We start from the raw sequence: 13,267 nt of genomic DNA on the forward strand, positions 1-13,267 counted from the left end.
TCCTTGGCCTGACGGCGGGACTCGCGCTGAATATGAGCCCCGGTAACTTCCCTCAGGGGCCCGGCACGAATCACTTTAAGTATTCCACGGAGTTGCGGAGCGCGGATTCTGCGGTTACTGCTCCCGGATTCTTCACGGTCAAGCCTATCCAAAGATCAGTGGGGGTGCGGAACGCCGCGTCCGCCCCGCGATGGAACGAGACAACGACCCCTCCCACTGAGCCATGGGAGGTGTGTCGAGGCGGCGGGCTCGAGGCTTGCTCACGATCCCTGTGAGAGCCGCGTTCGAAACCGCGTTCGTTTCAAAACGGCACAGATACCGATTGGTACGGCACAGGCAGACCAATGCTTCAGGAGCGGGTCCCACAATCGTACGAGCCGATCACGCTGAGCGGCACGACTCGCCGCCGCCGTGTGTGGGCGGGAGTGCTGCCGCAGCGTGGTCGCGGCTTCATGCGGGTCATGCTGTCCGTCGCGGCGGCGATGGCGGATTTCGCGGCCATCGCAGGCGTGACGCTGGCGAGCGAGGTCGGCTATCGGGTGCTCTTTGCCCATGACGACGCATGGCCGACCGAAACGCGCGGCCTTCAGCTCTCAGCACTTCTTAGCCTTATCATCGTCACCACCAATGCCCTGCGGGGTGAATATGCGCTCGACCGGATCGTCGAAGGTCGCGCGGGTCTCAGGCGGGCCGTGTCGCTGTGGTTCGTGGCCTGGGCGGTGGTGCTGGTGATCGGCTTCCTCACCAAGACGACCACGGACTATTCCCGTCTCGTCTCCCTCGTCGTCTTCTTCGCCGGTTTGCCGACCTTGTTCGCCAGCCGTCTGACGATGAGCCGCTTGATCGGCCGCAGCTTGAGTCCGGCTTCGCCGACGGTCAGCCGCGTGCACCTCGTCGGCTACGAGGAGGATATCCAGGCCTTCTATGCCAGCAACCAGACGGACGGGCCGGGCCTTCGCGTCGTCGGCACCAGCTACCTGCGCCGCACCGATCCCCAGGCCGACGCCGCGACGCGCTATGAGCAGCTTCAGGAGGACCTCGACCTCGCCGTCTCGGTCGTGCGATTCCTGCGGCCGGACGACGTGTTCGTCCTCGTGCCCTGGGCCGACGCCGCCGAGGTAGAGCGTTGCATCGACGCCTTCCTGCGCGTCCCCGCCGCCCTGCACCTGCGCCCCGGCACGGTCCTCGACCGTTTCCCCGACATGCAGGTGGCCCGCGTCGGCAAGGTCTCCGGCATCAATATCGGCCGCCGTCCGCTGAATCTCGGCGAGATCGTGCTGAAGCGCTGCTTCGACGTCGTGGTGGCGTTGCTCGCGCTCTTCGCGCTGTTGCCGCTGCTAGCCCTGATCGCCGTGGCGATCAAACTCGACAGCCCCGGCCCGGTCTTCTTCCGCCAGCGCCGCTACGGCTTCAACCAGCAACCCTTCGACGTCTTCAAGTTCCGCTCCATGAAGGCGGACCACACTGCGGTCTTCAAACAGGCGACGCGCAACGACAGCCGCATCACGCGCGTGGGCGCCTTGCTGCGGCGGTCAAACCTCGACGAGTTGCCCCAGCTCTTCAATGTCATCCTCGGCGACATGTCGCTCGTCGGCCCGCGCCCCCATGCGCTGGCCCACGACCGGAGCTTCGAGGGGCGGATCGCCCTGTACGCCCGCCGCCACAACGTGAAGCCGGGCATCACCGGCTGGGCGCAGGTGAACGGCTTCCGGGGCGAGACCCAGACCGACCAGGCGATGGCCGGCCGCGTGGAGCACGACCTGTTCTACATCGACCATTGGTCGATCTGGCTCGACATCCAGATCATGATCCTCACCGTGATTTCGCGTCGCGCCTACCGCAACGCGTTCTGAGCGGAGAGCCTCACGGGCGGCTTGCGTTCCCCGGGCGAGACGGCCATATAGCCGGCGGGGGGTTGGCGGGGGACGTTTCACTCGCCAACCGGGTCAGGTCCGGAAGGAAGCAGCCCTAACGAGACCGAGCGGGTCTCTGTCCAGCCTCCCACCTCTCATGAGGGCGCGAGTCCCGAACCCGACACGTCATGGACGCTTCGACCGGCACGCCTGACGACGAGCCGGGGCTCCCCGGTTTCGCCGCCCCGACACCGCAGCCGACCCCCTACCGGGTCCTGGCGCGCAAATACCGGCCCACGCATTTCGGCGATTTGATCGGCCAGGAGGCGATGGTCCGCACGCTGGGCAACGCCTTCACGTCCAAGCGCATTCCCCAGGCCTGGATGCTCACCGGCGTGCGTGGCGTCGGCAAGACCACCACGGCTCGCATCCTCGCCCGCGGCCTCAACTATGCCCGCGCGGGCGTTCCCGATACCGGCCCGACCGTCGACATGCCGGAACTCGGCCTCCATTGCGCGGCGATCATGGAATCCCGGCACATGGACGTGCTGGAGATGGATGCCGCCTCGCATACCGGCATCGACGATGTGCGGGCCATCATCGACGGCATCCGCTATGGACCGGTCTCGGCGCGCTACAAGGTCTACATCGTGGACGAGGTCCACATGTTGTCGGAGAAGGCGTTCAACGCCTTCCTGAAGACCCTGGAAGAGCCGCCGCCCCACGCGAAGTTCGTGTTTGCGACCACCGAAATCCGCAAGGTGCCGGTGACGATCCTGTCGCGGTGCCAGAGGTTCGATTTGCGCCGGGTCGAGGCGCCCGTGTTGCGCGCCCATCTCGCCAAGATCTGCGCCGCCGAGGACGTGACCGTCGAGGACGAGGCGTTGGCGGCCATCGTGCGCGCGGCGGAAGGGTCCGTGCGCGACTCGCTCTCTCCTCGATCAGGCCATCGCCCATGGGGCCGGCGAGGTCTCGGCGCAGGGCGTGCGCGACATGCTGGGCCTTGCCGACCGCGCGCGGATCGTGGACCTGTTCGAGGCCGTGATGAGGGGCGCCGTACCCGCCGCCTTCGCCGAGTTGCGGGCGCAATACGATTCCGGCGCCGACCCGGCGGTGGTCATGTCGGACCTCGCCGCCTTCACCCACCTCGTCACCCGGTTGAAGATCGTCCCCGATGCGGCGGCAGACCCGTCGCTCAGCGAGACCGAGCGCCTGCGCGGCGCGGATTTCGCGGGCAAGCTGTCCATGCGGGCGCTGTCGCGGGCGTGGCAGATCCTGCTCAAGGCGATTCCCGAGGTGCAATCGGCCCCCCGGCCGCTGGCGGCGGCAGAGATGGCGATCGTGCGCCTGGCCTATGCTGCCGACCTGCCGACGCCTGACGAGGCCCTGCGCCGCCTGCGCGAGGACGCCGCCGCCGAGGCGGGGGCGGAGCCGCGTCAGGCCCTGCCGCCGACACCGCCCGCATCGGTCGCCGCGATGCCGGCGCCGCGCCCCGTGCTGGAACAGGTCGTCCCCGCGCCGGTCCGGATGCAGGCATCCGCCCAAGCCGTCGGCGCACCGGTTCTGCGGGCCGTGCCAGCCCCCGCTCCGGCGCGCAGCCCCGCCCCCGAGGCCGGGCCGAGGCTCGCCCGCTTCGAAGATGTGGTCGCCCTGGCCGATGCCCGGCGGGATATCCTGCTCAAAGCTGCCCTGGAACGCGATGTCCATCTGGTGCGGTTCGAGGAAGGCCGGATCGATATCCGCCTCGCTTCAGGCGGTCGCCCGAGCCTCGCCAATGACCTGTCGGCCGCGCTGACCTCATGGACGGGTCGCCGCTGGATCGTCTCCCTCTCGCAGGAGGACGGCGCGCCGACTCTGGCCGAGAATAGCCGCATGGCGAGCGAGACCCGGCGCGAGAACGCCGCCGCCGATCCGTTCGTCCGCGAGGCCCTGACCCGCTTTCCGGGTGCCGAGATCGTGGATGTCCGCGAAACCGCGTCCGAGGCCCGCGCCACCGCCGAGGAGGAAATCCTCGGCGATCTCGACGCGGCCCGTGTCGAGGAGGCGGAAGGCGACGACCTGTGATGCGCCATCCCGCGACCGAAACGAAACGATGAGGAGCCAAGCATGCGCGACCTGATGGGCATCATGAAGCAGGCCCAGGCCATGCAGGAGAAGATGGCGGGGGTGCAGGCCGAACTCGACACCGTCGAGGTCGAGGGCGCGTCCGGTGGCGGCTCCGTGCGCGTGAGCATGACGGCCAAGGGCCAGCTCCGCCGGATCAACATCGACCCCGCCCTGATGGTCGCCGACGAGCGCGAGATCCTCGAAGATCTGATCGTCGCCGCCTGCAACGATGCGCGCGGCAAGGCTGAGCACGTCATGCAGGAACGCATGGCCGAACTCACCAAGGGCCTGCCCCTGCCGCCCGGCATGAAGCTGCCCTTCTAGCCCCGGACCGGCGCGCCGCATGGCTCGCCAGGTTGCGGCGGCGAGCGCCCTGCTGCCCGCGGGGATCGATCCCGATTGCCTCGTCTTCTCCTGCGCCGAGGCGGTGCCGCAGGCCGGCATCACCTTCGCCGGGGCGGATGATCTCTATGCGTCCATGCGCGGGCGGGTCTGTGGGCGGACCCGCGCCGTCACGACGTTGTTCCCCGCCTATGCTTATCGCCGTCCCGCGCCGAAGCGACTCACCGGTCCCGATCCTGCGGGAATCGAAGCGGTCGCGCGCTGGTACGGCGAGTTGGACGACACCTACCGGGGCGGTTTCCCGGCCACGCTCCTGTGCGAGACGCGCGATGTCCGCCTCGGCGGCAACGTCGTGCATTATCGCGAGGGTGGCAGTCTCCGTATCCTCTACGAGACCCACCGCCTGAGCGACGCGGGGATGATCGAGGCGATCGGACTCGATCGCGACCGGGTGGATGAGCATTTCGGCGACGAGGGCGTGTATTTCCTCCTCGGCTCGGTCGGCTCGTTCAATTACGGCCACTGGCTCGTGGACGATCTGCCCCGGCTCGAAGGCTTCTTCGCGATCCGTCGCCTGCATCCGGGGCGCGAGATCACGATCCTGCTGCCCGGCTACGATCCGCAGATGGACGAGGTACGGCGGCGGATGATCGCCCTCACCCTCGGTCGAGACACGCGGTGGCGGGCGGTGTTCTACGACCGGAGCCAAGTCTACGCCCTGCCGCACCTGTACTTCGCGACCCCGTGCAGCCAGGAGCCCTTCGGCGCGTCGCCTCAGGCGGTCGCCGCTGTGAGGAGGCGCCTCCTCGGGAGGACGCGGTTCGCCCGTGCAGAGATGGCTCTGCGCACCATGGGAGCCCCCGAGCGCGGCCGACGCCTGTTCGTGGATCGCGCCGGATCCCGGGGCCGCACCCTCGTCAATCGCCCGGAGGTCGTGGCCGCTCTGGAACGGCGCGGCTTCGAGGTGATCGACCCCGAGCAATTCAGTCCACGTCAGCAGATCGTCCGGTTCGCGAGGGCGCGGGTGGTCGTCGGTCTCGCGGGGGCGGCGATGACCAACACGATCTTCTGCCCACCGGGCGCGAAAATCCTGACCGTCGTTCCCGACAGCGGCTGGAGCGACCCGTTCTTCTGGAATCTCGCATCCGTCTGCGGCCAGCCCTACTCGGCCCTGTTCGGCCGCTGGAGCGAGCGGGAAGACGTCGCGGCCCGGCGCGATTTTTCGGTCGCGGTACCGGATTTGGAGGCGGCGCTCGACGCTCTGTGAGCAGAGCTTCCCCTCCGTAAGGCAAGGTGCCGAAGCCGGGAAAACCCGGCTTCGGCTTGGCCTGTCGCTTAGGCGGCGATCGCCTGGGCGCTCGGCCCGGCGGCGCGGACGTCGGAGTCGACGTGGTCCTCGAAGCGCTTGAAGTTGTCCTCGAACATCTTCACCAGTCGCGCGGCCGTCTCGACGAAGGCAGTCTTGTTGCCCCAGGTCTTGACCGGCTGCAGGATGTGCGGCTCGACGCCCGGCACGAAGACCGGCACCGCGAAGCCGAAATACGGGTCGCGGCGGAACTCGGCGTTCGAGAGCGAGCCGTCGAGAGCGGCCGACAACAGGCGGCGGGTGACGCGGATCGGCATGCGGCGGCCGGTGCCGACGCCGCCACCGGTCCAGCCGGTGTTGACGAGCCAGCAATCGACGCTGTGCTTGGCGATGAGATCACGCAGCAGGTTGCCGTAGGTGCTCGGGTGCCGCGGCATGAACGGCGCGCCGAAGCAGGTCGAGAAGGTCGCCTCCGGACCGGTCAGACCACGCTCGGTGCCCGCCACCTTGGCGGTGTAGCCCGAGAGGAAGTGGTACATCGCCTCGGCGCCGGTCAGCTTGGCGATCGGCGGCATTACGCCGAAGGCGTCGCAGGTCAGCATCACGATGTTCTTCGGATGCCCGGCCCGGCCGGTGCTGCTGGCATTGGCGATGAAGTCCAGGGGGTAGGCGCAGCGGGTGTTCTCGGTGAGCGACGCGTCGTCGAAATCCGGCACGCGGGTCATCGGGTCGATGACGACGTTCTCCATCACCGTGCCGAAGCGCTCGGTGGTGGCATAGATCTCCGGCTCGGCGTTGCGCGAGAGGCGGATGGTCTTGGCGTAGCAGCCGCCCTCGAAGTTGAAGATGCCCTCGTTCGACCAGCCGTGCTCGTCGTCACCAAGGAGCTGGCGGGAGGAATCGTTCGACAGGGTGGTCTTGCCGGTGCCCGACAGGCCGAAGAAGATCGCCGAGCCGCCCTCGGCGTCGAGAGCCGCGTTGGCCGAGCAGTGCATCGGCATCACGCCCTGCTTAGGCAGCGTGTAGTTGAGGTAGGTGAAGACCGACTTCTTCATCTCGCCCGCGTAGGCCGAGCCGCCGATCAGAACGAGCTTCTTGGCGAAGTCGATGGCGATGACGGTCTTCGAGCGGCAGCCGTGACGGGCCGGATCGGCCTGGAAGCTCGGCAGGTCGATGATCGTCAGATCCGGCACGTAGGAGGCGAGCTCGGAGCGGTCCGGCCGGATCAGCAGGTTGCGGATGAACAGCGAGTGCCAGGCGAACTCGGTGAAGACCCGCGCCTTCACCCGGTGGGACGGATCCGCACCGCCGAAGAGGTCCTGCGCGAACAACTCCTTGCCTTCGGCGTGCTTCAGGAAGTCCTGGCGCAGGGTCTCGAACTGATCGGGCGTGATGGCGCCGTTATTGTCCCACCAAATCTCGTTCTCGGTGGAGGCGTCCCGCACCACGAACTTGTCCTTGGGCGACCGGCCCGTATGCGAACCGGTGGTGGCGACGAGGGCACCGCCACGGGCGAGCTGGCCTTCGTTGCGGGTCAGGGCCTCTTCGTAGAGGCGGGGCGCTTCGAAGTTCCAGTGGACGGTCTTGAGCTCGCGGAAGCCCGCTGCCTCGGCGCCGTGGGCCGCGTTGAAATCACCGATGTTGTTCAAGTGCGAATCTCCCGGGCACCTGCGCGCGGCGCGACCTCGAAAGCGTGCGGCTCTGCCGCCGACTGGCTCCCCCGCTGCGTAAACAGCAAAGCGTTGCCGTCAATATGACCTTTCGTCGGAGTCTCGCCGCGTCGTCCGAGGACCATTTATACGAATAAGGCCCACAGGTCATGGACATGAGCATAGCAACCCGCCAGTAACCTGAACGCTGGAAGCGCTGCCAACACCATTACAAAATCTACGAAACCTATAGCGAGCCGCTGGATATTGCCGTGCCTGCGTCATGGTGCACACCGTCTTCCCCTGAGGGCGCTGGCGTTCTAGACGGAGGCCCGAGCCGCGCGAGACCCACGAGACCCGATGCCTCAAGCCGTCGCCGGCCCGGAGATCGAGCGCCTGATCCAGTTGCTGGGCCGGATGCCGGGTCTGGGCCCCCGTTCCGCCCGCCGGGCGGCGCTCCAACTCATCAAGAAGCGCGACACATTGCTCGCGCCGCTGGCGGAGGCCATGCGGGTCGCCTCCGAGCGCATCGTCGTCTGTTCGACTTGCGGCAACGTCGATACGTGCGAGCCCTGCACCGTCTGTCGCGATCCCGGGCGCGACCCGACCACGCTGGTGGTGGTGGAAGATGTCTCGGACCTCTGGGCACTCGAACGCTCGGGGGCAGTGCGGGCGCGCTACCATGTGCTGGGCGGCGCGCTCTCGGCCCTCGACGGGGTGCGGCCCGAGCATCTCAACATCGCCCGCCTCGTGGAGCGGGCGGCCGACCCGGCCGTGACCGAAGTGATCCTGGCGCTCAACGCCACCGTCGATGGGCAGACCACCGCCCATTACATCACCGAGGCGATCCGGCACCTCGACCGCAAGGTCACGCGTCTCGCCCACGGCGTGCCGGTGGGCGGTGAACTGGATTACCTGGACGAGGGCACCCTCTCGGCGGCCATCCGCAGCCGGACGGCGTTCTGAACCCGCATTTGACCACCCCGACCCGCCACCATATTGCCAGGGTAGAATTAGGCGCGGCCAGCGCCTCTCCCGGTAGACGCCATGACCATTCGCCCCCTCGTGATCTTGCCCGATCAGCAGTTGAAGCTCGTCTCCGAGCCGGTGGGTGACATCACCGCCGAGATCAAAACCCTCGTCGCCGACATGTTCGAGACGATGTACGACGCGCCCGGCGTAGGCCTCGCGGCGATCCAGATCGGCGTCGCCAAGCGCATCGTCACCATCGACACGTCGAAGGAAGAGGGCGTGCGCGAGCCGCGCGTGTTCATCAACCCGGAGATCGTGTGGTCCTCCGAGGAGCGGCGTTGCTATGACGAGGGCTGCCTCTCGATCCCCGAATATTACGCCGAGGTCGAGCGGCCGGACCGGGTACGCGTGAAGTTCCGCGATCTCGACGGCAAGGAGCAGGAGATCGAGGCCGATGGCCTGCTCTCCACCTGCATCCAGCACGAGATCGACCACCTGAACGGCGTGCTGTTCATCGATCACCTGTCCAAGCTGAAGCGCGACCGGGTGATGAAGAAGTTCGCCAAGGCGGCCAAGCGCGACGCGGCCTGATCCCATCATGCGCGTCGTCTTCATGGGCACCCCGGATTTCGCGGTGCCGACCCTGGCACGCCTAGCCGAGGACGGGCACGTCATCGCCGCCGTCTATACCCGTGCGCCCGCGCGGGCGGGACGCGGCATGGCCTTGCGCCCCTCCCCCGTCCACGCGCTTGCCGAGACGCTGGGCGTGCCGGTGCTGACACCAGCAACCCTGCGCACGGCGGAGGCCGCCGAGACCTTCGCCGCCCATGAGGCCGACGTGGCCGTCGTGGTGGCCTATGGAATGCTGCTGCCGCAGGCGATCCTCGACCTGCCCCGGCACGGCTGCCTGAACCTGCACGGCTCGCTGCTACCGCGCTGGCGCGGCGCGGCGCCGATCCAGCGGGCGGTGATGGCGGGCGATGCCGAGAGCGGCGTCGGGGTGATGCGGATGGAGGCCGGGCTCGATACCGGCCCCGTTGCCCTCCAGGCTCGCGTGCCGATCCTGCCGGGCATGACCGCTGGCGAGCTGCACGACGCCCTGATGCCGGTGGGCGCAGGGCTGATGTCCAACGGGCTGAAGGGCCTCGACGCGGGCAGCCTCGCCTTCGATCCGCAGCCGGACGAGGGTGTGCTCTATGCGCACAAGATCACCAACGACGAAGCCCGGATCGATTGGTCTGGCGAGGCGCAGGCGGTCGCGAACCTCATCAACGGTCTGTCGCCCTTCCCCGGTGCCTTCTTCGAGGCCGATCTCGGCAAGGGGCCGGAGCGGGTGAAGGTCCTGCGCGCCCTCCCCGCCGAGGGTTCGGGCGAGCCGGGCACGCTTCTCGACGGCGAAGCGACGATTGCCTGCGGCACGGGGGCCGTGCGCCTCCTCGAACTGCGCCGCGCGGGCAAGGGCGGCAGCGTGACGGGGGCGGAGTTCGTCCGCGGCGCCCGTCTGGCGCCGGGCGCGCACCTCGGCTGATGCCCCGCTACAAGCTCGTCATCGAATATGACGGCGCCCCCTTCTGCGGCTGGCAGCGGCAGACGGACGATCCGACCGTGCAGGGCGCCATCGAGGCGGCGGTCACGCGCTTCTCCGGCGAGCAGGCCCGCCTTGTCTGCGCCGGGCGCACGGATGCAGGAGTTCACGCGACCCATCAGGTCGCGCATGTTGATCTCACTAAGGCGTGGCGCACGGATACAGTCCGCGATGCCCTGAACGCGCATCTGCGACCGCAGCCGGTGGCGGTGATCGCCGCCGAACTCGTGCCCGAGACCTTCGACGCGCGCCATTCGGCAATCCGGCGTCATTACCGCTACCGCATCCTCAACCGGCGCAGCCCCGCCGCCCTCACCCGCGCCCATGTCTGGCAGGTTCCTTGGGCGCTCGATGCGGAACTGATGCATATCGCGGCCCAGCGCCTGACCGGACTGCACGACTTCACCGCCTTCCGCGCCGCCGATTGCCAAGCGAAGAGCCCCGTGCGGACGCTCGAAAAGCTCAACGTAACCCGCCAATGGATGGGCCAGCACGGTGAGATCGTGATCGAGACCTGCGCCCGCTCGTTCCTGCACCATCAGGTGCGGGCCATGGTCGGCACGCTGATGCTGGCCGGCTGCCGCCGCCTTTCGGCCGACGACGTCGCCGACATCCTCGCCACCGGAGACAAGACCCGCTGCGGCCCCCTGGCGCCGGCCTGCGGACTGACCTTCGTGGGGGTAGATTACTGAGATTCGATCATTATCCGAAGCGGAATAAACCTAAGGTTTAGAATTCGCTTCGCGGATGCCATTTTTGTGCCTAAGCAGGACAGCGGTTGCTGCTTAGGGGGCGAATATGGAATTGCCATTTGCGATTGCGGTATACCTATGTACCGCATTGTCGATCCTATCGCCCGGCTTCTTCATTACCTTGCGCGAAGCCGTAAAGAGGCAACGCCAGGAGATCATAACGGATCTCGCCAACGTATTTGACTCTGGACAAGACGGCTGCGTTCACCTGATACCGTCATTCGAATTCGTGAAATACAAGTATTTCGTCGGGCTCAGACGCGGTCAGGATCCAGAAATCGGTCGAGGCGATTTTTATCGTCGAATAGATCAGATCGATTTGAACCGCGAGCGGAAAGATTTCTCCGCAATCTCATGGCTTCTCGGCTGCATCCCTTTCAGCGCACTTGTCGGCTTTTCGACGTATTATTCCCTGACGATGCTACTATATCTTTTATCGTCGCACACCACTCATCCAGAACAATTGATTTGGCCGGACGTCACTTATCCGAAGCCAGGTGACCGCGCAGAACTTTGGCTGCTCGGCATGTGCGCCGCATTCGCGGGCAGTTACATCACAGCGCTGCGCAATCTGCTACGCGCCATCCGAAACTTCGACTTGAGTCCGGTCGCCATCGTATCCGAGACGACCAAGATCTTACTAAGTATCGCTCTCGCGCCAATAATCACGATTATCCTTGTGAACGTGGGAAGTCAGGCAATGAATTCTCTCTTTGGCATTGCCTCTCACGAGTCACCATTTACACTGGGCATCTTGATTACAGCTTGTTTCGTGATAGGACTCCTTCCGGATGTGGCATTGAGATGGGTGATACAGCGCGACCATCTCAAAAATTTCAAACAGGAAGAAGTCGATGTCTTCCAGGCTTTCAAAATTACGCCGGTTGAAATCATCGACGGGATAGATAGCGACATTCGAGCACGCCTCGAAGACCATCACATCCACAATACACAAAATCTCGCAGCCGCTAACCCGCTGATGTTATTCGTGGAAACGCCGTATGGCGTTTATCAGATCATGGATTGGGTAGCGCAGTCTCAGCTGTGCTGCGCGGTGGGGAGAGATAAAATCGTCAAGATGTGGCCGCTCGGCGTGCGGACGCTGTTCGATCTCGAGCGGCTCGCGACCGACGACGAGGAGGAGAGCGTGGCGCTGCTACTTGAGGTTGGCCGCGTCATCCTGGGCCCGGGACTCATCCCCTACCAGGGCTTCGATAAGGCAGCGGCCGCGGCGGTCATCCGGAGAAGCATCGAATTGCGGCTCGATGATCCCCACGTTCAGCGTCTTAGGCAGATATACATCGCAGTTGGCGACCGTCTCGGGCGAAAGAGCCGTCGCTTCACCGGCACTTTCAGACAAACCTCGACCGGCATCTGCGATGCCTACTTCGCGTGGCTCAAGCAACGGTGGACCTGACGCGCCACAGGCCGCTGAGCCTGCTCCGGCCTGTGAACCAGCCTTCGTAGGCGCTGGTTCAGGTCTGAACGCCGTCGTCGTCGCAAGGACGAAGGAGGCGTGAGGACGGGGCGCGATCTTACGAGAAATACGTGTCGAGCACCCGCCCGTAGATCGCGGTCAGCCGCTCGATGTCGGCGACCGCGACGCATTCATCGACCTGATGCATGGTCTCGCCCACGAGGCCGAACTCGATCACCGGGCACACATCCTTGATGAAGCGCGCATCCGAGGTGCCGCCTGTGGTGGAGAGCACGGGGGTCAGCCCGGTCTCGGCCCGGATCGCTTCCGAGACGAGCGTCACGAAGGAATCCGGCTGGGTCAGGAAGGCGGGGGAGTTCGAGGGCTGGAGGTCAAGCAGGTAACGCACCGAGTTTCCGGCGGCCTTGTCGAGGCGGCGGCGGATTTCGGCCCCCAGGGTCTCAGCGGTCCAGTCGTCGTTGAAGCGGATATTGAAGGTCGCCCGCGCCGTGGCGGGGATGACGTTGGTCGCCGTGTTGCCCACGTCGATGGTCGTGAACTCCAAGTTCGAGGCGTCGAAATGCGCGCTGCCGCCATCGAGCGGTTCCGCGATCAGCGCCGTCGTCAGCCGGAGCAGGCCGGGAATCGGGTTCTCCGCCTTGTGCGGATAGGCGACATGGCCCTGGCGCCCGAGCACCGTGAGCTTGCCCGTGAGTGAGCCGCGGCGGCCGATCTTGATCATCTCGCCGAGGGTCCCCGGATTGGTCGGCTCGCCCAGCAGGCAATGGTTGAACCGCTCGCCGCGCTGGCGTGCCCAATCGAGCAGCTTCACCGTGCCGTTGACTGCCGGCCCCTCCTCGTCCCCCGTGATGAGGAAGGCGATGGAGCCGGGGACAGTGCCATCCCGGCGTTCCACGAAGGCGAGTGCGGCGGCCATCATGCAGGCGACGCCGCCCTTCATGTCGGCCGCGCCGCGACCGTAGAGCATCCCGCCCTCGATCGTGGCCGCGAACGGATCGTGCCGCCACTCGGCGGTCTCGCCGGTCGGCACCACGTCGGTATGCCCGGCGAAGACGAGGCACGGCCCCTCGCGGCCCAGCCGGGCGAACAGGTTCGGCGTATCGGGATAGCCCGGCTCGGAAAAGACCGGCCGCTCCACCGTGAACCCCGCCGCGCTCAAGGCGTCCGCGACGACACCCAGGGCCCCGGCATCCTCCGGAGTCACCGAGGCGCAGCGGATCAACGCCTGCGCGAGATCGAGGGCGGAGGGGGCCTGGGTCATGGG

Annotated in this window: 10 protein-coding genes, 1 other RNA gene and 1 pseudogene; 10 read left to right on the forward strand and 2 right to left on the reverse strand. The window is 66.5% G+C overall.

The window, feature by feature from the left end; all coding sequences use genetic code 11:
• The first annotated feature begins 344 nt into the window (after window positions 1-344).
• The 5 genes and pseudogenes from ACFQE0_RS02355 to ACFQE0_RS02375 all read left to right on the forward strand — a co-directional run bounded on the left by ACFQE0_RS02355 (window position 345) and on the right by ACFQE0_RS02375 (window position 5,568).
• Window positions 345-1,853 (forward strand): undecaprenyl-phosphate glucose phosphotransferase, encoded by a 1,509-nt coding sequence (locus tag ACFQE0_RS02355; RefSeq protein ID WP_378966723.1) that lies wholly within the window; start codon window positions 345-347, stop codon window positions 1,851-1,853.
• A gap of 55 nt (window positions 1,854-1,908) precedes the next feature.
• Window positions 1,909-2,007, forward strand: an RNA gene (gene ffs / locus ACFQE0_RS02360) — signal recognition particle sRNA small type.
• A 34-nt stretch (window positions 2,008-2,041) separates the two neighbouring features.
• Window positions 2,042-3,917 (forward strand): annotated as a pseudogene (locus ACFQE0_RS02365) (DNA polymerase III subunit gamma/tau).
• 42 nt (window positions 3,918-3,959) lie between these two features.
• Complete coding sequence (locus ACFQE0_RS02370; protein ID WP_378966725.1) at window positions 3,960-4,283, forward strand: YbaB/EbfC family nucleoid-associated protein; 324 nt, start codon at window positions 3,960-3,962, stop codon at window positions 4,281-4,283.
• Window positions 4,284-4,302: 19 nt separating this feature from the next.
• Window positions 4,303-5,568: a glycosyltransferase family 61 protein gene (locus ACFQE0_RS02375; protein WP_378966727.1), complete on the forward strand. Its 1,266-nt coding sequence runs from the start codon at window positions 4,303-4,305 to the stop codon at window positions 5,566-5,568.
• A 68-nt stretch (window positions 5,569-5,636) separates the two neighbouring features.
• Here the strand turns inward: ACFQE0_RS02375 and ACFQE0_RS02380 are convergent, their stop codons facing one another.
• Window positions 5,637-7,256: a phosphoenolpyruvate carboxykinase gene (locus ACFQE0_RS02380; protein WP_378966729.1), complete on the reverse strand. Its 1,620-nt coding sequence runs from the start codon at window positions 7,254-7,256 to the stop codon at window positions 5,637-5,639.
• A gap of 360 nt (window positions 7,257-7,616) precedes the next feature.
• Here ACFQE0_RS02380 and recR point away from each other — a divergent pair, with 360 nt between their 5' ends.
• The 5 genes from recR (at window position 7,617) to ACFQE0_RS02405 (ending at window position 11,982) form a co-directional block, all read left to right on the forward strand.
• Window positions 7,617-8,222: a recombination mediator RecR gene (recR, locus tag ACFQE0_RS02385; protein ID WP_378966731.1), complete on the forward strand. Its 606-nt coding sequence runs from the start codon at window positions 7,617-7,619 to the stop codon at window positions 8,220-8,222.
• 81 nt (window positions 8,223-8,303) lie between these two features.
• Entirely contained in the window at window positions 8,304-8,819 is a 516-nt protein-coding gene (def, locus tag ACFQE0_RS02390) for a peptide deformylase (protein ID WP_378966733.1), read from the forward strand.
• A gap of 7 nt (window positions 8,820-8,826) precedes the next feature.
• Window positions 8,827-9,756, forward strand: a complete 930-nt coding sequence (gene fmt, locus ACFQE0_RS02395) for a methionyl-tRNA formyltransferase (RefSeq protein WP_378966735.1) — start codon at window positions 8,827-8,829, stop codon at window positions 9,754-9,756.
• Window positions 9,756-10,505, forward strand: coding sequence for a tRNA pseudouridine(38-40) synthase TruA (truA, locus tag ACFQE0_RS02400; protein WP_378966737.1), 750 nt, complete (start codon window positions 9,756-9,758; stop codon window positions 10,503-10,505). The genes fmt and truA overlap by 1 nt, the downstream gene beginning before the upstream one ends.
• A 106-nt stretch (window positions 10,506-10,611) precedes the next feature.
• On the forward strand, window positions 10,612-11,982 hold the full coding sequence (locus ACFQE0_RS02405) for a hypothetical protein (protein ID WP_378966739.1): 1,371 nt from the start codon (window positions 10,612-10,614) through the stop codon (window positions 11,980-11,982).
• Window positions 11,983-12,100: 118 nt separating this feature from the next.
• Here ACFQE0_RS02405 and dapE read toward each other — a convergent pair whose 3' ends face one another.
• Complete coding sequence (dapE, locus tag ACFQE0_RS02410; protein ID WP_378966741.1) at window positions 12,101-13,264, reverse strand: succinyl-diaminopimelate desuccinylase; 1,164 nt, start codon at window positions 13,262-13,264, stop codon at window positions 12,101-12,103.
• Window positions 13,265-13,267: the final 3 nt, after the last annotated feature.

The sequence above is a fragment of the Methylobacterium komagatae genome (genome assembly GCF_042661665.1).
In the GTDB taxonomy this organism is placed as follows: Bacteria; Pseudomonadota; Alphaproteobacteria; order Rhizobiales; family Beijerinckiaceae; genus Methylobacterium; species Methylobacterium komagatae.